This is a genomic window from Arcanobacterium sp. S3PF19, assembly GCF_000758825.1.
GTDB lineage: Bacteria > Actinomycetota > Actinomycetes > Actinomycetales > Actinomycetaceae > Arcanobacterium_A.
On the sequence record NZ_JRMX01000014.1, the window covers coordinates 17,764 to 40,011 of the forward strand.

Consider the following 22,248-nt stretch of genomic DNA (forward strand, 5'->3'; position numbering starts at 1 on the left):
ATTGCCTCACTTATCCTCTGCGTGCGGAGAATCCGGTTTGTCTGCGCACGCTCCGGAGCCGGGATAGCAGTTCTGCGTATCTTCCGGCAGCGGCACGGGAGGCAGATCTGATACCGGGCGCGAAGGCGAAGACAGCCACTGCCGGCGCGGCGGGGCTTTCCGAACCGGCGCGAAAATTTCCGCCAGCTCTTTTTCCAGCACGGTTTCCTTTTCCAACAGCCGCTTTGCCAGCTCGTCAAGCACTTCGCGGTTTTCGTTCAGTATCTGCCACGCCTCCTGGTTTGCCGTGTCAAGCAGCATGGAAACTTCGGCATCGACCGCTTTTGCAGTTTCCTCGGAATACTCGCGCTGCGCACCGCCTCCCAGGCGCGTCATCGGATCGGATTCGTCCGTTGTCAGACGCACCGCGCCCACCCGGGCACTCATTCCGTATTCGGTGACCATTTTGCGGGCTATATCCGTTGCTTTCTGAATGTCGTTGGACGCACCCGTGGAAGGATCGTGAAAAACAATCTCCTCCGCGATCCGCCCGCCCATCGAATAGACAAGGCGGTCCAGAAGTTCGTTTCGCGATGTGGAGTATTTGTCTTCCGTCGGCATGACCATCGTATATCCGAGCGCCCTTCCCCGGGGAAGAATCGTAACCTTGGTCACCGGATCGGTATGGTTCAGCGCGGCGGCGGCAACCGCGTGGCCTCCCTCGTGGTATGCGGTCATCCGCTTTTCTTTTGCGTTCATTACGCGCGTGCGCCGCTGCGGACCGGCAATTACGCGGTCGATCGCCTCATCCACATCGTTTTCGTCTATCGTCCCGTGTCCGCGGCGGGCGGCGAGCAGTGCCGCCTCGTTGAGCAGGTTTGCCAAATCCGCACCCGAAAAACCGGGCGTGCGGCGGGCGATGCTTTCCAGAGAAACATCTTTATGCAAAGGCTTGTTCTTTACGTGCACTTCCAGTATTTTTACCCTGCCGGGCAGATCGGGGGCATCCACGCCGATCTGCCTGTCGAAACGCCCGGGACGCAAAAGTGCCGAATCCAGAACATCGGGACGGTTGGTTGCGGCTATTACGATTACGTTTGTCCGCTCGTCGAAGCCGTCCATCTCCACGAGAAGCTGGTTCAGCGTCTGTTCGCGTTCGTCGTTTCCGCCGCCGATACCGGAACCGCGGTTTCTGCCCACGGCATCGATTTCGTCTACGAAAATGATAGCCGGCGCACTCTTTTTCGCTTTTTCAAACAGATCGCGCACACGCGAAGCACCCACGCCCACAAACATCTCCACAAACTCGGAAGCGGAAATATGGAAAAACGGCACGCCTGCCTCGCCGGCCACGGCCTTGGCCAGCAGGGTCTTTCCCGTCCCCGGAGGGCCGTACAAAAGCACGCCCTTGGGAATTTTCGCGCCCATTTTGTAGAATTTGTCGGGAGTTTCGATAAATTCTTTTATTTCGCGCAGTTCTTCCACGGCTTCGTCAACCCCCGCCACATCCGCAAATGTGACGTCGGGCAGATCCGATTCCATTCCGTCGTGTTTCACTTTTCCGAACGCCGTCATACCGCTTTGTATCCGCGGGAAGATCCAGGCAAACGCGGCGACCATCAGCACCATCGGCAGCAGCAGGCTCACCATTGACCCGATAAACGACTGCTGGGGAACAACCGAATTATATCCCTGCTCGGCTTTGGCTTTCTGCACAAGCCGTGAAATCTCGGCCGACTCGGGCAGAATATACTGGAACTGCACTTTCTTTGTGGCTGTCTGCCTGTTTCCCTCCAGATCCGTGGGAGTATAGTCGTTTTTCAGCCAGATCCGCACTTCCTGCACGCCGTCGGTGACCTGCACGCGTTCAATTTTCTGCGTCTTTAAAATTTCCCTGCCCTCAGAGGTCTTCACCGCGGTAAATCCGAACGGATTGAGAAACCATACGGCGCCCAGCACAAGGCACACCAGAAACACCAGCACCGAAATTATTTTCCGGCGGAAACTTTTCTGTTCTTTTTTGTCTTTTTTATGCCCGGATTCCGGTCCGTGCGGTTTTAGGCGCAGCTTCTTTCCGCCGCGGTTGCCTTTGCGGTTATACTCTTCCAGGACTTCGCGGTTATTGTCTTTTTTTTCGTTTTTCGGGCTCTGCTGCGGACTGTCTTTGCTCAATTTATCCTCCGTAAACATGGGGAGCAAGTGTGCCGATGAAATCGAGATGCCGATAATGCTCGGCATAATCCAGCCCGTATCCGACCACAAATTCGTTGGGGATGTCGTAGCCGATGTATTCCGGCACAATATCGGCTTTTACGGCTTCCGGCTTGCGCAGCATGGCCGCAATCCGCACCGATGCCGCCCCGCGCGCCTCCAAATTGCTTTTCAGCCAGGTCAGCGTGAGCCCGGAATCCAGGATATCCTCCACAATCAGCACATTTTTGTCTTTTACGTCTTCGTTTAAATCTTTCAGGATTCTGACCACACCCGAGGATTTGGTTGACGCCCCGTAGGAGGAGACGGCCATCCAATCCATTTTTAAGGGGACGGAGATTTTTCTGGACAGATCGGCCATCACCATAATGGCCCCCTTCAGCACCCCGACCAGCAATAAGTCTTTACCCGCATAGTCGCGCGAGATTTGCGCGCCCATAAGCGCCAGACGGCGGTCTATATCATCTTTTGTGTACAGAACCCGCGCGATATCTTCACCGGTGTCTTTCAGTTCCATCTGTCTCTCCGCTGTTTCTCCGCAATTCGAGTAAATTATTTTCCCGCCGGGCTTTCACACCCGGAAGATCAATCCCGCGTTTATTGACGTGATCCGTCACCAGTCTATCAAGTTCGCTCAGATGCCAGTAAACCAATTCGCCGCCGCGTCCGCCACAGGCCAAAATTGCGCTGCGGATCACACGTGTGCGGACGGCCCGGGGATATTTTGCCAGTTTTGCGCAGTCCAGCACCTGCGCATCCGCGGCGGGCAGAGTTACCTCCGCGTATGCCTCTGCGGCAATCAGCGAAAGGGCGTCGTCATCGTCGCGCAGCATTTTTGCCGTCCGTCCCAACGCCGCGACAACTCCCGCGTCCAGGATCTCTTCCAGCAGCGGGATCACCCGATGCCTGACCGATGCCCGGCGCAGCGGTTTTCCGGCGGCGGTTTTCCATTCGCTTTCCAGCTCATTCGTCGGATCGTCAAAAAATTCCAGACGCAGACATTCGCAGACCGTGCGCAGATCTGCGGCGGAAAAGCCCAGCAGCGGACGGCACATCGGAACGTCTTCGCATACAGGCAGCGGTCCGCGCTCCCTCATCCCGGCAATGGAACGGGCACCCGATCCTCTGCCCAGCCCCAAAAGCACGGTTTCTGCCTGGTCGTTCGCATTGTGCCCGAGAAACACCGTCGCCGGGCTGCGCGGGGTACCGAGTTTCCGTGCCCACCGCGCCAAAGCCAGGTAACGGTAATTGCGCGCCTCTCCCTCCGGGCCGGCCGCGGAATCGGCACGGGAAGGAAGACTGATTTTTTCCGTATGCGCACGGCATCCCAGCTTCCGCAGATTTTCCGCCACGCGCCGCGCTTCCTCCCCCGATTCGGGGCGTATTGAGTGATCCACCGTCAGCGAATGTACCTGTATTGCCCGATCCCGGGCGGAAAACACCGCAGATGCCGCCAGAGACATGGAATCCGCGCCGCCCGAAACCGCCAAAAGCACGGTACTTCCCACGGGCAGAGACGAAAAACTGCGCGCCAGGGCATGACGCGCCTGTGATACCAGGGGATGCGGACCTGCCATCAGCCGGCCTCCCCTTCGGCTATTTTCTCCAGCGCACTGTCGATTGCCCCGCGCGCCTGCCACGCGGATCCAGGCTGCGTGCCGTCCACGATAACCGCGAAAATAAGCGGACGGCCCGCCTTCGTGTACATGAACCCGGCGAGCGCCGATACTTCTCCCAGCGATCCTGTTTTTGCCCTTACCCGCCCGGCGAGAAAAGTCTGCGTAAAACGCTTTTCGAGCGTACCGTCATAACCCGCCACCGGGAGTGCGGCCGGAAGGGACGAATAGTCGCAGCCTCCGCATCCGCGCACCTTGGCCAAAATCCGGGTCAGTATTCTCGGCGTGATTTTATTGTCCTGCGAAAGTCCGGAACCGTCGTATATTTTCGCCGCAGAGACATCGATTCCCATTTTTTCCAGCTGTTTTCTCACTCCCAGGGCCCCGTTTTGGAAATCGGCCTTTCCCTGTACTTTCAGACCCACCATATGCGCGGCTTCTTCGGCAAGGGAGTTGTCGGAATTAAGCATCATCAGGCGCACTGTTTCGCGCACCGTGGGAGAATGCACGGAAGCAATTTCCCGTGCCCCGGCGGGTGCTTTTTCCCTCTCCGTCCGGCTGACGGTTATTCCCGCTTCCCGCAGCCGGGCAGCGAATTCCTCCAGCGCGCGCCCCGCACTGCCCGGAGTGGGTTTTGCGGCAAGCCCCAGAAAATGGTCTGCCGAAATCGGGGTGGCCTCCAGCGCATATTTCCGACCCCATTCTTCCCATGAAGGGTGATAGGCCGGACCGCCGTAAAGCGACGTATCCAGAGCCACGGAAACTTCGCCAAGTTTTTGTTTCCGCAGCTCTTTTGCCGCCGCCCGGGCCAGATCTCCCAGGCCGCCGCGGCCGGTTACCGCCTGCGCGCTGCCTTTGTCACTGCTGAGGAGAATATCCCCTCCGGCAACGAGATACAGTTTCCCCTTCAGCAGCTTCGCTTTTGTGGAAAAAGTCGTATTCGGGCCGTAGGCGCCCAGAAACGCCACGGAGGTGAGGAGTTTCATGGAAGACGCCGGCGTGGAAAGCCGGTCCGCACGCAGCGCGCCCAGTTCTTTGCCCGTATCCGCATCCTGTATCAGGGCAGAAACCGTTCCCGTAACCCGGCTGTCCGTCTCCAGTTCGGAGAGCGCCCGGGAAACCGCACGCGGATTGGGCAGCGGCGCGGAAGATGTCTGCCCGGGCAGCTTCACGGACACGGTCTTTCCCCGGGGCTGCCACAGATAAACGCCTTTTCCCGCAGCCGGTGTCATCGTCAGAAATCCGGGCACCAAATCCCAGGCATCGGCGAAGATATATCCGCAGGCAGCAACGGCCAGAGCGGAAATCGCAGCCTTAATTTTCCGCACGTGCAAATTTTCCCATCTCGTTTTCCGTCTTTTATTCCAACGTGCAGCAGCGTCCGCACATTCGGTTCTCCTATTAACAGAATACAATGTAAACTGACAGTAGGAAATCACGACCGCAATCCAAAGGTGCACAGTTGTTGTGAACCACGTATTCCGGATAAAGTAGAAACTGTCGGTTTTTATACACTAAGGAGCAAAAAATGGAGTTCGATGTCACTATCGAAATCCCCAAAGGAAATCGAAACAAATACGAACTCGACCATAAAACGGGTCGGATTCGGCTCGACCGGATGCTTTTTACGTCCACCCGTTACCCGGATGACTACGGATTCATCGACGGAACGCTCGGCGAAGACGGCGATCCGCTGGATGCTCTCGTACTTCTCGAAGAACCAACCTTTCCGGGATGCGTAATCCGCTGCCGTGCACTGGGAATGTTTCGGATGTCCGACGAAGCCGGCGGAGACGACAAAGTCCTGTGTGTGGCAGCCGGCGACCAGCGCGCGTCATGGCGTACGGAGATAGAGGACGTATCGGAGTTCCACCGGCTGGAAATTCAGCATTTCTTTGAAGTGTATAAGGATCTTGAGCCGGGCAAGTCCGTGGAGGGCGCGCACTGGGTCGGCAGAAAAGAGGCGGAAGACGAAATCCTGCGTTCCTACCGCCGCGCGGAGGAAACCGGGTATTACGACCGGCACTGACGGCCCGCCGTCGGCGGTTTTCCGGTTGTTTTTTTGATTTTGGGAGGGCAGCCCATGCGGGCTGCCCTCCCAATTTTGCTCTTTTATTCTGTTTTACGGCCGGGTGCCAATCTGCCTACCCTGCAATCCGCAGGTAAACAGGGCTGCCCCAATTGGGCACAACTCCCGTACCGAGTGCCGGGCTGTTTGCGGCAACATGTCTGTTTCCGCCCACATAAATCCCCACGTGTCCGGGCCACCACATTACGTCTCCCGGCCTGGCCTGCGAAGCGGGCACGATTTTGGAGCTGTAGGCGCTGTAGATGGCACCGCTGCTGTGCGGCAGGGAAATGCCGAAGTGCCGGAATACGTAGCTGACGAATCCCGAGCAGTCCCAGCCGTCCGGGCCGGATCCGCCCCACACATAGGGCACGCCGGAGAATCCTTTTGCGTAGGAAACAATCTTTTCGCCCAAAGAAGACTTTCTGTCTGCGGCGGCCTGTGCCGCAGCCTGACGCGCCGCTGCCTGACGTGCCGCGGCAGCCTGTGCCGCAGCCTGACGTCTTGCCTCGGCCTGCGCGGCAGCCTGTGCCGCAGCCCGGCGCGCCGCATCGGAAGGATTGGTGCGTGCGGGACGCTGCGGTGCGGGAGCCGGCGTATCTGCCATAATCTGCGCGGAATTTTCCCGGGCGGCACTCAGTCTCTGCGCCGCCCACTGCTCTACGCGCGCCCTGCGGGCTGCCTCTGCCTGCTCGGCGCGGGCGCGTTCGGCAGCCAAATCGGTCTGCTTCTTGCGCGCAAGCTCCGTAACGAGCTGCTCGCGGCGGGTCTGTGCGTCCTGCAGCTGGCGGGCGGCGGCATCGGAGGTCTCTTTTACTTCCCGCGCCGCATCTTCAGCCTTTTTTGCCAGTTCGCCCTGCTTTTCGGCTTCGTTCTGAGCCGCATGCTTCAGACGGTCGGCTTTTTTCTTGGCTACTTTCAGACGTGTCACTTTCGCGTCGAAATTCTGCGCCACGGAGTCGAATGCATGGAACCGGTGCATGGCCTCACGCATGTCTTCGGCACTCAAAAGCAGATATGCCTGCGGAATCTTACCGGCGCTGTCTTTGTAAATAACCTGGACAACCTGTGTCAGATCCGCTTTTGCCGCAGCTACTTCCTTTTGCGCCTTATCGGATTCTTCCTGTGCCGCAATTGCGTCGTCAATCGATTTCAGCATCTTTGCGTGTGCGGAAAACTCTTCTTCCTGAGCCGCAGTACTGTCTTCTGCCAACTGTGTGCTGCGCTGCGCAAGCTGCGAAATTTCTTTCTCAATCTGAGCTACGGACTGCGAGGCGGGATTTGGATCAGGATCCGCATTTACAATCGAATTCCCCGAAACTGCCAGCGCCACGGCACATACTGCCGCCGCTAGTCCGATCTTTGTGCGCTTCATTTCACTCCTTACGAATACCACGCGACTCGCCGTCGATATTCTTGACATTACCTTATTTCTGTCACAAATGAAACCTATTGAACAAAAATCTCTAAAATACCACAAGTATCATTCATCACGAATTTTTCAAATTTAACATTATTTTCAAGATAGAATCCGCAAAAGCATATTAAAAAGAATAAAAATGAGGCAGAATATAGCCATGAATACGCAAATCCGCAATTGGATCCCGGACATTCTCGGACCGGGTTTCGTCTGCACACAGCAGCGCCTCCCCGCCGACGACGCGGGAGTAAAAGTTGCCACCCTGATTAAACACGAGCCGCAAAACGACCCGCATTTCCCCGCGCCGCTTCCGGCCGGTGGTGCGCGTTTCGCCCTTCTGCTCATACACGGATGGAACGATTATTTCTACCAAAAGGAATTTGCCCGCCAAATCTCCGCCCTCGGCGGCGCTGTCTATGCCCTGGATCTCTCCCGTTACGGACGTTCCCGGCTTGCGGGGCAGATGTGGGGATACACCTCGGATCTCGACGGCTACGACAGCGATATCCAATTCGGCCTGCACACAATACGCGACGAGATGGGATGCGATACGCCGATCATCCTCTACGGCCATTCCACAGGCGGACTGACGGCCTCCCTCTGGGCGGACAGACACCCCGGGGAAATCCGCGCCCTGCTCCTGAACTCCCCGTGGATAGAACACAAATCAAACAAACCTGCCGAGAAAATGATGATTCCGGCCATGAAACTTCTTGCAAAAATCGATCCCCGCCGGATAATTCCCACAACGGACAACGGTTTTTACCATAAAACGCTGACGGGAAACCACCTGAACGAATTCTATCCCACAGACGAAGACAGCCCCGAAACGGATCCTTTTTTCACAACAGGCTGGAACCCAAATCCCAAATTCCGTCATTTCCCGAGTTTTCCCGTCCGCGCCGGATGGGCCGCGGCGATCCTTGCCGGACACGCACGGATCTCCGCCGGTCTTAACATCGATGTGCCGATTTTAATGCTCACTTCTTCCCGCTCATCCTGCGCGAAACAGTGGTCGGAGGATCTGCTGCGCACAGACAGCGTAATAAACGTGGAACAGGTCTGGCAGCTGATCCCCAATTTGGGAAATTGCGTCACTCTGCACAAAATCCCCAATGCCGTCCACGACGTTATGTTTTCCCGCCGCAGTTCCAGGATGCGGGCCTACCGCGCGGTGGAATGCTGGCTTAAATCCGTTTTGTAGAACAGCGTTTTGCGCGCACGCAAAGCAGCTTTCCCTACCCAAAAGCGCCGCCGCGGGTAAATAAACCCGGTCGCCAGGCGCGGATACGAATCGGGGGCGGTGCCCGAAAGCACCGCCCCCGCGAAAAGCAGATCTTACATATTACGCAGTGGTATTGCGTTCTGCGCCGCGCTCCAGAGCAAGCTCGGACTCATTTGAAATAGCCGCTCTGCCCGCTTCCAGGCGTGCCACGGGCACACGGAACGGCGAGCAGGATACGTAATCCAACCCGATCTCGGCAAAGAAGTGAATCGAAGCCGGGTCGCCGCCGTGCTCACCGCACACACCCACATGAATATTCGGATTCGCTTTGCGTCCGCGCTCCGTGCCCATCTGAACCATTGCACCCACACCGTGCGTGTCGATCGATTCAAAAGGCGAAGTGCCGAACACGGAATAGTCAAAATACTCGTCGAAGAAGGAGGATTCAACATCGTCACGCGAGAAGCCCCAGGTGGTCTGGGTCAGATCGTTCGTGCCGAAGGAGAAGAAGTCCGACTCCGGGGCAATGTGGTCCGCCGTCACGGCCGCGCGCGGCAGCTCGATCATATTTCCGATCGGGATATCCAGCTCCACACCGGTTTCGGCGGAAACCTCCGAAATAATCTCAAGTGCCATATCGCGCACAATCTGCATTTCACGCACGGAGCCGATCAGAGGAACCATAATCTCCGGACGCGGATCCCTGCCCTGCTTCTTCAGCTTTGCCGCCGCATTTGCGATCGCACGCACCTGCAGTTTGATCAGACCCGGCAGCTTCAGTCCCAGACGCACGCCGCGCAGACCAAGCATCGGATTCTGCTCATGCATCTGACGTACCTTCTGCAGCAGCTCGGTTTCCTCGGCGGTTACCTTCTCGCCCTTGGCTTCCTTCACAGCCAGCTGCACGGACAGATCGGTCAGGTTGGGCAGGAACTCATGCAGCGGAGGATCAATCAGACGGACCGTAACCGTCATGCCGTCCATCGCGTCAAAAATACCGACGAAATCACCTTCCTGCAGCGGCACCAGAGCCTTGAACGCCTCTTCCTGCTCCGACTTGTCTTTCGCCAAAATGACCTGCTCAATCAGCTTTCTGCGGTCTCCGAGGAACATATGCTCCGTCCGGCACAGACCGATGCCCTGCGCACCGAACTCACGCGCCCTGCGCGCATCCTCCGGTGTATCGGCGTTTGCCCGCACAACAAGCTCCCGCTTATCGTCGGCACGCGTCATGATGTGGTCCACTGCCTCAACCAGTTCTCTTGTGTCGTCGTCACCGGCGGCTTCCAGACCCGCTTCCAGACCCTTTGCGATATACGTCTTTACGGGGGAATCGGTTACGGGCACCTTTCCTTCAAACACTTCACCCGTGGAACCGTCGATCGCGATCGTGTCTCCCGCGTGATAGGTGGTATCCTGCGACTTCACGTACACGGTTCCGGCTTCTTCGTCAACCACCAGATCGTCCACGCCCACTACGCAGCAGCGTCCCATTCCACGCGCGACCACTGCCGCATGCGATGTCTTTCCGCCGCGGGCCGTAAGCACACCGGAGGCCACAACCATGCCCTGCAGATCATCCGGGTTTGTCTCGCTGCGGACCAAAATCACGGATGCGCCCGCCTGCGTACGCTCCACGGCCTGGCTGTTGTTCAGCACGATTTCACCCACGGCCGCACCCGGGGAAGCCGGCATGCCCTTCGTAATCAGTTTCTTTTCCGCTTTCCGGTCGAACTGCGGGAACAGAAGCGAAGTCAGCTGGTCGCCCGTCACACGCGTAACGGCTTCATCGCGCGTAATCAGACGCTCTGCCACAAGCTGGTCGGCAATTCTGAATGCCGCGGAAGCGGTACGCTTGCCCACACGGGTCTGCAGCATCCACAGCTTTCCGCGCTGGATCGTAAATTCGATATCGCACATATCGCGATAGTGCACTTCCAGCTTGTCCATAATTGCGCGCAGCTCGTCGTAGGACTTCTTGTCAATCTTTTCCAGATCGGCAAGCGAAAGGGTGTTGCGGATTCCGGAAACCACGTCTTCGCCCTGCGCGTTCTCCAGGTAATCCCCGTAGACGCCGGAATGGCCGGTGGAAGGATCGCGGGTGAAGCAGACACCCGTACCGGAGCCTTCGCCCATATTGCCAAAGACCATTGTCTGCACATTAACCGCAGTACCCAAAGAATTCGGAATGTGCTCGCGGCGGCGGTAAAGACGCGCACGGTCCGTATTCCAGGAGCGGAACACGGCCTCCACGGCCATATCAAGCTGCTTACGCGGTTCCTGGGGGAAATCAACGCCGGTTGCGGTCTTCACGATTTCTTTATATTCCACCACGAGCTGCTGCAGGTCTTGCGTGGTCATATCCAAATCGCCGGCATAACCCTTACGCTTCTGCAGCCCGTGCAGCGCGTCGGCAAACAGATCCCCGTCGATGTCCATCACGGTTTTGCCGAACATCTGAATCAGGCGGCGGTAGGAATCCCACGCAAAACGCTCATTGCCGGACTGCTTTGCCAAACCGTGTACGGAATCGTCGTTCAGACCGATGTTAAGCACTGTTTCCATCATGCCCGGCATGGAAAACTTTGCTCCGGAACGCACCGACATCAGCAGTGGATCGGCAGGATTTCCCAGCTTCTTCCCCATCTCCGTTTCCACCATGCGGATTGCCGCCGTTACTTCCACATCAAGCGTTTCGGGAGTCTCCCCCTGGCCCAAATATGCCCGGCAGGCCTCGGTGGTAATCGTGAATCCGGGCGGAACGGGAAGACCCAGATTTGTCATCTCCGCAAGATTCGCCCCCTTTCCGCCAAGGAGGTCCTTCTGGTCTTTATTGCCTTCGCTGAAGCCGTAAACGTACTTCTTCGTCATCTGTTTTATCCCCTTCATTGGGCCGTGGAAAACGGCCCCGCCGTTTTCGGATTATTAACATTCGTCTCCATTTTACTCCGGCAAAGGCCTAAAATATAATTAGGACTTTTGTCAAACGCAATCTCTGTGTTTCGCACGGTGAACAGCGCAAAAACAGCGTTTTTACGGGGGAAGGAAGTCCCCCGGAAGCCCGCTTCCGTCTCAGTATGCGAAACGCGGCCGGGCATACACCCGGCCGCGCAATTGAAAAACCGCGCAAATTTTCCCCGATTCACCCCTGCACAAGGGCGCGGGCACGGACAAAAGCCTCTATCGCCCGGTCCAGGTCAGCACGGGTCAGTGCCGCAGACAGCTGGGTTCTGATCCTTGCTTTTCCTTTCGGTACCACCGGGTAGGAGAATGCGCGCACGTAGATCCCGTCGGCAAGCATTGCGTCCGCCATCTTTGCCGCGAGGACGGCATCTCCCAGCATCACAGGAACAATCGGATGTGTCGATTCGGGAATCTCAAATCCCCTGCGTGTCATTTCCGTGCGGAAATATGCGGTGTTTTCCCGCAGACGCTCCAAGAGATCATGCGATTTGCGCACAATTTGGAGTGCTTTTCCGGTGGCGCCGGCAATCGCGGGCGCCAAAGAATTTGAAAACAGATACGGACGGGACTTCTGCCGCAGCGTCTCTGTGATCTCCCGACGGGCACAGGTGTAACCGCCGGATGCTCCGCCCAGGGCTTTTCCGAAAGTACCGGTCAGAATATCAACACGTTCGCGCACGCCAAAATACTCCGGCGTGCCCGCGCCCGTCTCGCCCATAAACCCGACGGCATGGGAATCGTCCACCATTACCAGCGCGCCGTATTTCTCGGCCAGATCACAGATCTGCGCAAGAGGAGCCAGATATCCGTCCATGGAGAACACACCGTCGGTGGCGATCAGTTTTCGCCGCAGGCCTGCGGCATCGGCCGCGCGCAGCTGCTCCTCCAAATCTTCCATATCCCGGTTACGGTACCGAAAACGCTGCGCTTTGCACAGTCTGACCCCGTCGATAATCGACGCATGGTTGAGCGCGTCGGAAATGATCGCGTCCCCGCTGCCCAGCAGAGCCTCAAACAGCCCGCCGTTGGCATCGAAACACGAAGAATAAAGAATCGTATCCCACACGTCTTCCGTGTTCGGATGCAAAAACTCCGTCAGATCTTTCTCCAGCTGTTTGTGCAGGGTCTGCGTGCCGCAGATAAAACGCACCGAGCTCATGCCGAAACCCCAGCGGTCCATTGTGTCTTTCGCGGCCTGAATCAGCTCCGGGGAATCGGCCAGACCGAGATAGTTGTTTGCGCACAGGTTAAGCACCCTGCGCCCGTCTTCCACTCCGATCTGCGCCGCCTGGGCACCGGTCAGTGCTTCTTCGTTTTTATACAGCCCCTGTTCCTTTAACGCCGTCAGCTCCGCCGACAGTTCTTCGCGCCACAGATCGTAGGCCCCGCTCATTTCAGTCCTCCCAATTCAGTACTACTTTTCCGGATTTTCCGTCGCCCGCAATTGCAAACCCCTGTCTGTAATCCGTAAACGGGAGACGGTCGGTGATTACGCCCCCGATATTCAGTCCCGAGCCGATCAGCGCAGAGGCGGCATACCAGGTCTCAAAAATTCTTCTGCCCGTAACGCCCTGCAGCGTGAGCATATTAAAAATTATTTTCGTCATATCCATCGGCACATCCGCCGTCGGCGTGCCGAGCATGGCAATTCTCCCGCCGTGGACCATGTGGTCAACCATCGTGCGGATCGCCGCCGGGGAACCGGACATCTCCAGGCCCACGTCGAATCCTTCCCTGATCCCCAACTGCCCGTATACGCTGTCCAAAGTCTGCGCAGTCGCATTGACCGTCGTTTTAATTCCCAGTTTTTTCGCCAGCGCCAGACGCTCGTCCGACAGATCCGAGAGCACCACGTGGCGCGCACCCTGAAACTGAGCCACCAGCGCAGCCATAATACCGATCGGACCGGCCCCGCAGACCAGCACGTCTTCGGCAAGACAGGGAAACTGAAGCGCCGTATGCACCGCATTGCCGAAAGGGTCAAAAATGGCGGCAACATCCGGGTCAATGTCATCGGGATGAACCCACGCATTCGCCGCGGGAAACACGAAATATTCGCTCATCGCGCCGTCCACATGATATCCGATGCCCTTGGTGTGCGCGCACACTTCACGCCGCCCTGCGAGGCAGGCACGGCACCTTCCGCACACGTAATGCCCTTCGCCGGAAACGATCTGCCCGGGACGCAGATCCGTCACCAAATCCCCCACGGCCACAATTCTTCCCACAAATTCATGACCGATCACACGCGGAGTCTGCACGGTTTTGCGCGCCCAGCCGTCCCACTTTTCAATATGTACATCCGTGCCGCATATCCCGGTACGAAGCACTTTTACTTTTACGTCGTTCGGGCCTACGGAAGGCTCGGGAATATCAATTAAATCCAGTCCCGGTTCGGGACGCGCTTTCACAAGTGCTTTCATCTGCTTTTACTCTTGTTCCGTTCTTGGGCGAAGCATACCTTACACTTCCCATTATAGATACAGGTTCGGGCAGTGCGCACACTCCACGCACTGCCCGAACCGTTTATTCCCATATCGCAAGCACCTCACGGAGCAAAAGCACAGAGCCGCCACTTTTTCCGCTCCTTTGGCACTGCGGAAAACTGTCGGTATCAAATCTACCGTCGGCAGTGTCAATTATCCACCGAAACGCGCGGCATATCCCGGATACACGGTTGCGGGAAAACCACTATTCCTCTGCGGTAATCCGGGCTTCATCGCCGTCTGCGCGTTTCTGCGCCGGCGTCACACCCTCGGGAAGACGGTAATCGGCATCCTGCCCGGTAAACGTAAAGCTCATCGGCGCGTTACGGTCAACGTCGATTATAATCATCTCCCCCGGCTTAAACTCCCCAAAAAGCAGCTTCTCCGAGAGGGCATCTTCAATATCGCGCTGAATCGCCCGGCGCAGCGGACGCGCGCCCAGTACCGGATCGTAACCCCGATCCGCCAAAAGCTGCTTCGCCGCATCCGAAACCGCAAGCGACATTCCCTGCTCCTGCAGACGCCGGTCCAAACGGGCCAGCATCAGATCCACAATCTGCAGAATTTCGTCCCGATTCAGCTGCGGGAACACAATAATATCGTCCACACGGTTGAGGAATTCGGGCCGGAAATGATTCTTCAGCTCCTCGTTTACCCGCGATTTCATCCGGTCGTAGCCGGAAACCTCATCGGCGTCAAACTGAAAACCGGTCGAAACCCCGCGGGCAATATCCTTTGCCCCCAGATTTGTGGTCATGATGATAATTGTATTCTTAAAATCAACAACCCTGCCCTGTGAATCGGTCAGACGCCCTTCTTCCAGAATCTGAAGCAGGGAGTTAAACAAATCCTGATGTGCTTTCTCCACTTCGTCAAACAGAACCACGGAGAACGGTTTTCTGCGTACTTTCTCCGTGAGCTGTCCGCCCTCGTCAAAGCCCACATATCCCGGAGGCGCACCGAACAGCCGCGAAACCGTGTGCTTCTCCTGATACTCGGACATATCCAGCGTAATCAGTGCTTCTTCGTCTCCGAAAAGAAACTCCGCCACAGCCTTCGCCAGCTCTGTTTTTCCCACACCTGTAGGACCGGCAAAAATGAACGAGCCGCCCGGCCGGTTCGGGTCCTTCAGACCCGCACGCGAACGGCGAATCGCCTGGGAAATAGATTTCACGGCCTCATTTTGCCCGATCACGCGCTTATGCAGCTCTTCTTCCATCCGCAGAAGTTTCGCCGATTCGGCCTCCGTCAGCTTGAATACCGGAATTCCCGTAGTCATCGAAAGCACCTGCGCGATCAGATCTTCGTCCACCACAGAAACCGCGTCCAGATCTCCTTCTTTCCACGCTTTCTCACGCTCCGCGCGCTGCTCGGAAAGCTGCTGCTCCCTGTCGCGCAAAGAGGCGGCCTTTTCAAAATCCTGTCCGTCGATGGCAGCTTCCTTTTCCGTGCGCACCTGCGCTATTTTTTCGTCCAGCTCACGCAGTTCTTCCGGTGCGGTCATCTTTTTGATTGCCAGACGCGCCCCGGCTTCGTCAATCAGATCAATCGCCTTGTCCGGCAGGAAACGGTCGTTGATATAGCGGTCCGCCATTTTTGCCGCCGCTTCCAAAGCCTCGTCCGTGATCGTCACCCGATGGAAAGCCTCATAGCGGTCTCGCAGGCCCTCCAAAATTGCGATCGTCTCTTTCACACTCGGCTGCTCCACCTGAATCGGCTGGAACCGTCGCTCCAAAGCAGCGTCCTTCTCAATATATTTCCTGTATTCGTCAAGCGTGGTTGCCCCGATCACCTGCAGTTCGCCGCGGGCCAGCATCGGTTTCAGCAGCGAAGCCGCATCCAGCGCGCCCTCGGCCGCACCGGCACCCACCAGAGTATGGATTTCGTCGATAAACAGGATGATATCGCCCCGGCTGTTGATTTCTTTCAGAATCTTTTTCATCCGCTCTTCAAAATCGCCGCGGTAGCGCGAACCGGCTACCAGCGAACCCATATCCAGGGAATACAGCTGCTTGTCTTTCAGCGTCTCGGGCACATCTCCGGCCGTGATTGACTGCGCCAGACCTTCGACCACAGCGGTTTTGCCCACACCGGGTTCGCCGATCAGCACGGGATTGTTTTTCGTCCGCCGGGAAAGTACCTGCATTACACGCTGCGCCTCAGTGTGCCTGCCGATCACGGGATCAAGTTTGTTTTCCCGCGCGGCCGCAGTCAGATTCCGCCCAAACTGGTCGAGAAGCGCGGAACCGGCTTTTACTCCCTCGCGCCGGCCGCCGCTGCCCACGCCCACGGACTCTTTGCCCTGGTACCCCTGCAGAATCTGCGTCACCTGGTTACGCACTTTCGGCAGATCCGCACCCAGTTTGACGAGCACCTGCGCTGCCACTCCCTCCTGTTCGCGGCACAGCCCGAGCAGCAGATGCTCGGTACCGATATAGGAGTGGCCCAGCTGCAGACCTTCGCGCATCGCATATTCCAGGACTTTCTTTGCCCGCGGCGTGAACGGAATATGGCCGGTGGGCTGTTCCTGCCCTTCGCCGATAATCTCAACCACGTTTTCGCGCACGGCATCCAGCGTGATATCCAAAGACTCCAGCGCCTTCGCGGCTACGCCCTCGTTTTCTTTAATCAGTCCCAGAAGAATATGCTCCGTGCCCAAATAGTTATGCTTCAGATCACGTGCTTCTTCCTGCGCAAGCACAATTACCCGCCGTGCGCGGTCGGTAAACCTTTCAAACAATGTATACTCCCAGCCAAGTGCAAAGCTATCTTATTCCTGATTTTACTCTAAAACCCCGGACGGAGATCGCAAAACCATTTCGCCACCGGCGTGAAGACGCGGGCGGAAAACATGGACTAGTGCGTTCACACCTCGTAAAAAATCGTAAACGGACCGTCGTTCGTCAGATAAACATTCATATGCGCACCGAACTCTCCTGTTTCGGTATCCACGCCCCGGGAGCGTATTTCTTCGGCCAGTCTGTTAAACAGCGGCAGCGCCTTATCGGCCGGCGCCGCGTGAGACCACGAAGGTTTCGTTCCTTTTTTCACCGAAGCATACAGCGTAAACTGCGAAACCAGCAGCACTTTTGCCCCGGCCTCGGACACCGACAGGCGCGATTTCGGATCATCTTCCCCGGCCGCGTTGCGCAGCAGTTTCAGCTCGCAGATCTTTTTTGCCGTTTTTTCCGCTTCCGCCACGCCGTCGGTATGCGTCACGCCGACCAATACGCACAGCCCGGAGCCGATTTCACCCACGGTTCGTTCTTCCCCGGCCGCACCGGAGGCAGCATCGGTCACGGTTACTCTCGCTTCCCGCACGCGCTGTATGATTATTCGCATTTTGTCTTCTTTCCTAAATACCGGCAGTGAATCTGTTCTGTTTTAGAGACGTGTCCCCGCGGCGGTCGATACGCAGCAGACCGGCACCCGGACGCTGCGCCGGGGAAACCGAGGATTTTCCGTCGGCTGACACTATCTGCATCTGCGCTGCCGCAAAACCGCCCGTCTCCAGCTGCGCATCGGGACTGATACCGCGCCGAATCAGCGCCAGAGCCGTCGGGCCCTGCTCGAAATCGCGCACCGGGGAAGTCAGTACTCCGATTTTACGCTTTCCGCAGCATACCGGGGTTCCCGCCGCAGGCAGATCCCCTTCCGGCCCTTCCAGATACAAAAACACCAGCCGGCGGGGCGGTTTCCCCAGGTTGACGATTTTGGCTACCGTTTCCTGGCCGCAGTAACACCCTTTGGACAGATGCACCGCACAGCGCAGCAGATCCAGTTCGTGCGGCAGGACGCGGCGGTTAGACACTTCACTGTTCAGACGGGGACGCAGATGCCGCACGCGCAGCGCCTCCCATGCCGTCAGTCCCGCCCGGCACACTTCCCCCTCGGCGGGCAGGGAAGAGCCTGAAAGCGCACAGAAAACGGCATTTCTTTCCAGTCCCGGATGATCGCCGTCCTTCAGCCCGTAGTCCGCGCCGAAAACAGAAGTGTGCGGCCAGGGATCTTCCCAGATCTGTTTTGCCTCTGCCGCAATACGCGCGGGAAGCCGGCCACGCCCGCCGAGACAGGCGAACACGTGCAGTGACGGCATCGAAACGCCGACACGCATCATAAACTTCATTGATTCCAAAAAATCGGCCAGCGCACGGCCGCGGCCGCTGTCCGTAAGCAGCCATGTCTGCGTGCCGTCGTCTGTGGCAAGCGCGGAATGCGCAATGTATCCGTTCGGATCCAAAATCAGCATTTGCCCGGTTTCGCCCTGTTTCAGCTGTTCAAAAGCGCATGTTCCCAGGCTGTGCAGCCATTTTGCGCGATCCGGGCCCTGCACGCACACAATTTCCATATATGAAAGATCCACGAGCGCGCCGCGTTGCAAAATATCTTCCTGTTCCCGAAACGGATTTCCGTAATGTGCCGGCAGACCCGTCTGTTCATCGATAACTGCCCGGGTCATTTTTCCCCGCTTTCACGCAGTTCGGGCACGCGGGTCAGCCGTCCCGTAAGGTAATTTTGCATCCTGTATCCAAATGCCTGCATACCGTATGCGTACACCAGATCGCCCGCGGATAAGGCGAGGCGCAGATTTGCGCTTTCGGGCTGTGTTTCGGCAGTGCAGCGGGCGACGGCGTCCGTAATCAGAGTCATCCGCGAAGCATCTGCCAATCCGACCCAGATTTGCGCCGTTCCGCTCGGAGAGGCAACCATTGCCTGAACTTCGGCCGATCCGTCCGCACGCCGTGCACCTTCCGGATTTACCCGCAGGTATCCGCAGGACTGCGCCCACAGACAATGCTTTGCGAGCAGGGCATATCTTTGTGCGCCCGACATCTCTTTCATCTCTTTTTCCGCCGGTCCCGCTTCCCCTTCGGCAAGCCAGATTTTCGATTCATAGGTAAGGTAGGGACTGCCGTGGGAGGCACGGAGCGTAAGTTCGTGCAGGTACGCACCGGGTCTGATATTTTCGTAGGCAAGAATCCCGCCTCCGTGCCATCTTCCGACCAGCCATTTAAGGGGGTAATTTTCCGGTGCCAATTCCGCGGCGGTTTCTTCTTTGGCCGCGGAAACAAAGCCGGATTTTCCGCCGGCGGCAGAATTTTTGACGGACATTAAACCATGCTTTCCCTGTGTCTGCATTCCGTGCCGTCCCGCTTCATTTCATCCACAGTATCAGCGCAAACGAAATCGAGCCCAGCACCGATACCGGCAAGGTTGCGTAGCAGAGCAGCGCGGCAAGTGTTTTTGAAAATTCGGCGTTTGTCTGCTGCTGCATTTCAAACACCCGAACCGCGTCTTCTATTGCGGGGAAAGAGTGGCGCGTGAGCAGATATGCACCGGCCGTCAGAAGCCCGATGCACAGCCCCACCGCCGGAGAGAAACTGAGCAGCAGCGAAAAACCGATTCCCGACACGATCCCGTTCACCACGCCCAATGCCATTGACGAGCGGGAATCCAGAGCGGAAATAATTGCCACGATTGCCGAAGTGGCGGCAAAGCAGATCGATATTCCGCAGCCCTCATCTTCCGTGGCGTTAAAATGCCATAAAGCCACGGAAATTATCAGCAGCATCCCCAGATAGGTGGAGGAAATCTGTTCCAGGCGCCGAACGGCGGACGCGCTGCGCAGCATTTCCGAAAGAAACACCGTCACGATTCCGACCGCAGCCAAAAACGGCAGAAAATTTTTTTCGGTCAGCACCATGATCAGAGAAACCACATAGATGGCAGACAGACTGATTCTGGAAGCGGCGGGATTGGGAATCCGCAGCAGTTCCGGCCAGCCGATAACTACGGTCAGCCCCAAAAGCGCCACGGTTAAAATAAGAATCCAATTTCGAAATCCCACACCGAGGGCCGGCAGCACAGCCGAGATAACTCCGATAATTCCCGTGATCAGAGAGGGAATCGGGTTGTAGAGACTGTGCGTGAACGACCGGTCCGCATCGGATTGACGTGTTTCGCGCGAAGGTGTGGGCGAAGGATTATGTTTATCTGTCACAATCAAATTGTGCCATGCACCGCCGCAAAGAGCACCTAAAGAAAGAAAAAACACAGCTTTGAAATAATTTTAGCCCAAAACCCGGCTCAACAATGAGCAAAATCAGGCGCACGTTTGTGCACATTTTCCCGCAGCGCACGGAATACGTGCGTCTAAAATATCTTTACACGGGGCACAAATCCGGCTAACGTATCTATTAGGACGTCAGGTCACGGAAGCCCCGGGCTCCAATAATTTGCCGCTACGAGCGGCCTTCGCGCCGACAGGCGCTCTCGGATCTGATGTCCGTAAACTTCACGGGGGCTGTGCATTTCACAGCCCCCGTTGCCTTACTTATTTTATTTTTCCGGCCCGTCCGCTTCTTTGAGTTTTTCCGTAAACTGGGCAGCCGTCGCATAGGAAGTCTGCGTTCCCCGCTTCGTCACGGAATCCGCGGCATACATATTTGCCATCCGCAGCGCATACTCCACATCGCCGGTTTTGCACAGGTAATGACTGAAGCAGCCGATAAATGCGTCTCCCGCACCCGTAGTATCCTGCGCATCAACCTCCATGCCGGGAACAAACAGATCACGGTTTCGGTTCACCCACAGCACTCCGCGGGCGCCCAAAGTCACGATCACATTTTTCATCCCCGATTTCAGCAAAGCCGATGCGGCGTTGCGGATATCATCCAGAGAATCGACAGGCATTCCGGTCAGCAGTGACAGCTCACTTTCATTGGGCACAAAATACTCGCACCCGCATACCTCATCAAGAATCAGATCGGGCTGAGCCGGCGCAGGATTCAGCAGCACGGGAATGCCATGCTTATTCCCGAAGCGGATCGCCGCATAAACAGTTTCCGGCGGTACTTCCAGCTGCAGCACAATCAGGCCGCACTGTTTTATGTCTTCGGCAGCTTCATCAATATCGGCAGGCGAAAGCATGGCATTCGCACCTTTTACGATAATAATTGAGTTATGCGAGTCCGGATCAACAAAAATAGGCGCCACACCCGAAGTTGCTTCCGTACGCAGCACATACTTTGTACTGATAGAATTCGCCGCAAAATTACGGATCGTATTTTCCGCAAACATATCGTTTCCCACACGGGTCAGCATCAGTACGCGAGATCCCAGACGGGCAGCGGCAACAGCCTGATTCGCTCCCTTTCCTCCGCATCCCATTCTGAAATCGGGAGCCTCAACCGTCTCTCCTTCCTTTGGCATCCGGTTTATGTAAGAAATTAGATCGACCATATTTGATCCGATTACCGCGATATCCATAATCACTCCTCAACTCCTGTCCGCACGGAAAATTCACGCACTTCCCCAGGCTTCAGCATAATCAACGTACCCGCTTTTCGGGCCGCAAGAAAACCTTCCGGACGGCACGTACCCGGAAGCACAAACGCCGCAACCTGCTGGTCCGGATTAAACAGAATCCACCTTGTAGCCACAGGAAAATCCTTTGTCGAAAAAGAAGTAAAGAATGTGATCCCATCCGGCGCCTTCAGCCTAAATTCCGCCTTTTCTCCGTAACGGCAAAGACCGTCCGCAAAAAATACGATCTCCGGATCAAATTCCCGGGCACAGGCCAGAGAATCGGCGTCAATTTCACCCGCAACAATCCGGCGGTTAATTTCCGTCCATCTTTCTGTCGGAGTTACGTGCGCCGGAACGGTACTCCGCAATTTGAAGGCACCTTTGGGCAGACTCTGCGTCATTATCCCGTTTTCCACAAAAGCATAATTCATGTGGCACATATACTGCAGAGGCATCGGCGCATACGCAGAGAGATTTTCCACCCGCATTTCAATATCGAACAGCGACGAATCTGCATTCAGCCGCACAGAAGGCAACGCGTGGTAATGATTCCCGAATCCACGCACATACTCGTATGAGCTGACAATCCGAATGCTTTTTTCACTGACTTCCAGCCATGCCGAATCCATTTTTGAAGTAGGGAATTCTCCGTGCAGCGGATGTGTATCTTCCGGAGCCGGGCACCCAGCGGAAAGAAGACCGGAATGAAAAGCAAAACATCCGTATGTATCCGAAATTTCAGCTGCAGGTTGTGGACGGGAAAACATATTTTTCATTCTCAGGCTGCGTCCGTGAAATTCCGCATTCCAGATTATCTGTCCGAAATACGGCAGCACCTCGACAAATCCACAGGAATTGGCAAGTGTTAAACTTTCTATCCCCGTTTCGTAACGTTTTACCGTCACCTTAAACTGTTCTGTTTCCAAAATCACCCGCTCTGTATCGGTAAAAAACCTGCGGGACAAATTAAT

The 22,248-nt window shown here is 56.6% G+C and carries 17 protein-coding genes; 2 read left to right on the top strand and 15 right to left on the bottom strand.

The window, feature by feature from the left end; all coding sequences use genetic code 11:
* Positions 1–6: 6 nt before the first annotated feature.
* Genes ftsH through dacB form a run of 4 tightly spaced genes read right to left on the bottom strand, consistent with a single transcriptional unit; the run spans position 7 to position 5,134 of the window.
* Entirely contained in the window at positions 7–2,151 is a 2,145-nt protein-coding gene (ftsH, locus tag HMPREF1631_RS04370; protein ID WP_369794730.1) for an ATP-dependent zinc metalloprotease FtsH, read from the bottom strand.
* A gap of 1 nt (position 2,152) precedes the next feature.
* Positions 2,153–2,707 (bottom strand): hypoxanthine phosphoribosyltransferase, encoded by a 555-nt coding sequence (gene hpt / locus HMPREF1631_RS04375; protein ID WP_034232918.1) that lies wholly within the window; start codon positions 2,705–2,707, stop codon positions 2,153–2,155.
* Positions 2,685–3,767 (bottom strand): tRNA lysidine(34) synthetase TilS, encoded by a 1,083-nt coding sequence (gene tilS, locus HMPREF1631_RS04380; RefSeq protein WP_052047082.1) that lies wholly within the window; start codon positions 3,765–3,767, stop codon positions 2,685–2,687. Before tilS ends, hpt begins: the two co-directional genes overlap by 23 nt.
* The gene (gene dacB / locus HMPREF1631_RS04385) at positions 3,767–5,134 is read right to left on the bottom strand and encodes a D-alanyl-D-alanine carboxypeptidase/D-alanyl-D-alanine-endopeptidase (RefSeq protein ID WP_034232919.1); all 1,368 of its coding nucleotides are present in this window, start codon (positions 5,132–5,134) and stop codon (positions 3,767–3,769) included. Before dacB ends, tilS begins: the two co-directional genes overlap by 1 nt.
* A gap of 200 nt (positions 5,135–5,334) precedes the next feature.
* On the opposite strand from dacB, the gene HMPREF1631_RS04390 reads away from it, so the two are divergent.
* Complete coding sequence (locus tag HMPREF1631_RS04390) at positions 5,335–5,835, top strand: inorganic diphosphatase (RefSeq protein ID WP_034232921.1); 501 nt, start codon at positions 5,335–5,337, stop codon at positions 5,833–5,835.
* Positions 5,836–5,950: 115 nt separating this feature from the next.
* On the opposite strand, the gene HMPREF1631_RS04395 is transcribed toward HMPREF1631_RS04390, so the two are convergent.
* Positions 5,951–7,249 (bottom strand): NlpC/P60 family protein, encoded by a 1,299-nt coding sequence (locus HMPREF1631_RS04395; RefSeq protein WP_052047083.1) that lies wholly within the window; start codon positions 7,247–7,249, stop codon positions 5,951–5,953.
* 184 nt (positions 7,250–7,433) lie between these two features.
* On the opposite strand from HMPREF1631_RS04395, the gene HMPREF1631_RS04400 reads away from it, so the two are divergent.
* Entirely contained in the window at positions 7,434–8,498 is a 1,065-nt protein-coding gene (locus HMPREF1631_RS04400; RefSeq protein ID WP_156956231.1) for an alpha/beta hydrolase, read from the top strand.
* A 141-nt stretch (positions 8,499–8,639) separates the two neighbouring features.
* Here HMPREF1631_RS04400 and ppdK read toward each other — a convergent pair whose 3' ends face one another.
* From ppdK to HMPREF1631_RS04455, 10 genes are all read right to left on the bottom strand, one after another.
* The gene (gene ppdK, locus HMPREF1631_RS04405) at positions 8,640–11,408 is read right to left on the bottom strand and encodes a pyruvate, phosphate dikinase (protein WP_369794731.1); all 2,769 of its coding nucleotides are present in this window, start codon (positions 11,406–11,408) and stop codon (positions 8,640–8,642) included.
* Positions 11,409–11,661: 253 nt separating this feature from the next.
* Entirely contained in the window at positions 11,662–12,876 is a 1,215-nt protein-coding gene (locus tag HMPREF1631_RS04415; RefSeq protein ID WP_034232927.1) for a glycine C-acetyltransferase, read from the bottom strand.
* A gap of 1 nt (position 12,877) precedes the next feature.
* Positions 12,878–13,906, bottom strand: a complete 1,029-nt coding sequence (tdh, locus tag HMPREF1631_RS04420) for an L-threonine 3-dehydrogenase (protein WP_034232929.1) — start codon at positions 13,904–13,906, stop codon at positions 12,878–12,880.
* A 268-nt stretch (positions 13,907–14,174) separates the two neighbouring features.
* The gene (locus tag HMPREF1631_RS04425) at positions 14,175–16,709 is read right to left on the bottom strand and encodes an ATP-dependent Clp protease ATP-binding subunit (RefSeq protein ID WP_052047086.1); all 2,535 of its coding nucleotides are present in this window, start codon (positions 16,707–16,709) and stop codon (positions 14,175–14,177) included.
* A 125-nt stretch (positions 16,710–16,834) separates the two neighbouring features.
* Complete coding sequence (gene dtd / locus HMPREF1631_RS04430; protein ID WP_034232930.1) at positions 16,835–17,311, bottom strand: D-aminoacyl-tRNA deacylase; 477 nt, start codon at positions 17,309–17,311, stop codon at positions 16,835–16,837.
* Positions 17,312–17,324: 13 nt separating this feature from the next.
* Positions 17,325–18,428: a folate-binding protein YgfZ gene (locus HMPREF1631_RS04435; protein WP_052047088.1), complete on the bottom strand. Its 1,104-nt coding sequence runs from the start codon at positions 18,426–18,428 to the stop codon at positions 17,325–17,327.
* Positions 18,425–19,081 (bottom strand): FABP family protein, encoded by a 657-nt coding sequence (locus tag HMPREF1631_RS04440; RefSeq protein WP_052047089.1) that lies wholly within the window; start codon positions 19,079–19,081, stop codon positions 18,425–18,427. The genes HMPREF1631_RS04435 and HMPREF1631_RS04440 overlap by 4 nt, the downstream gene beginning before the upstream one ends.
* Positions 19,082–19,124: 43 nt before the next feature.
* Positions 19,125–19,970, bottom strand: a complete 846-nt coding sequence (locus HMPREF1631_RS04445; RefSeq protein ID WP_156956232.1) for a hypothetical protein — start codon at positions 19,968–19,970, stop codon at positions 19,125–19,127.
* Positions 19,971–20,308: 338 nt separating this feature from the next.
* Positions 20,309–21,238, bottom strand: coding sequence for a ribokinase (gene rbsK, locus HMPREF1631_RS04450; RefSeq protein WP_034232934.1), 930 nt, complete (start codon positions 21,236–21,238; stop codon positions 20,309–20,311).
* Between the two features lie 2 nt (positions 21,239–21,240).
* Complete coding sequence (locus HMPREF1631_RS04455; protein WP_232215430.1) at positions 21,241–22,242, bottom strand: aldose 1-epimerase family protein; 1,002 nt, start codon at positions 22,240–22,242, stop codon at positions 21,241–21,243.
* Positions 22,243–22,248 lie beyond the last annotated feature (6 nt).

Excerpts from the sequence above, each read along its gene's own strand:
- hpt (WP_034232918.1), bottom strand. The coding sequence starts at position 2,707 with ATGGAACTGAAAGACACCGGTGAAGATATCGCGCGGGTTCTGTACACA.
- HMPREF1631_RS04400 (WP_156956231.1), top strand. The coding sequence starts at position 7,434 with ATGAGGCAGAATATAGCCATGAATACGCAAATCCGCAATTGGATCCCG.
- HMPREF1631_RS04435 (WP_052047088.1), bottom strand. The coding sequence starts at position 18,428 with ATGACCCGGGCAGTTATCGATGAACAGACGGGTCTGCCGGCACATTAC.
- dtd (WP_034232930.1), bottom strand. The coding sequence starts at position 17,311 with ATGCGAATAATCATACAGCGCGTGCGGGAAGCGAGAGTAACCGTGACC.
- tdh (WP_034232929.1), bottom strand. The coding sequence starts at position 13,906 with ATGAAAGCACTTGTGAAAGCGCGTCCCGAACCGGGACTGGATTTAATT.
- ppdK (WP_369794731.1), bottom strand. The coding sequence starts at position 11,408 with ATGAAGGGGATAAAACAGATGACGAAGAAGTACGTTTACGGCTTCAGC.
- tilS (WP_052047082.1), bottom strand. The coding sequence starts at position 3,767 with ATGGCAGGTCCGCATCCCCTGGTATCACAGGCGCGTCATGCCCTGGCG.
- HMPREF1631_RS04395 (WP_052047083.1), bottom strand. The coding sequence starts at position 7,249 with ATGAAGCGCACAAAGATCGGACTAGCGGCGGCAGTATGTGCCGTGGCG.
- HMPREF1631_RS04390 (WP_034232921.1), top strand. The coding sequence starts at position 5,335 with ATGGAGTTCGATGTCACTATCGAAATCCCCAAAGGAAATCGAAACAAA.
- HMPREF1631_RS04415 (WP_034232927.1), bottom strand. The coding sequence starts at position 12,876 with ATGAGCGGGGCCTACGATCTGTGGCGCGAAGAACTGTCGGCGGAGCTG.
- HMPREF1631_RS04440 (WP_052047089.1), bottom strand. The coding sequence starts at position 19,081 with ATGTCCGTCAAAAATTCTGCCGCCGGCGGAAAATCCGGCTTTGTTTCC.
- rbsK (WP_034232934.1), bottom strand. The coding sequence starts at position 21,238 with ATGGATATCGCGGTAATCGGATCAAATATGGTCGATCTAATTTCTTAC.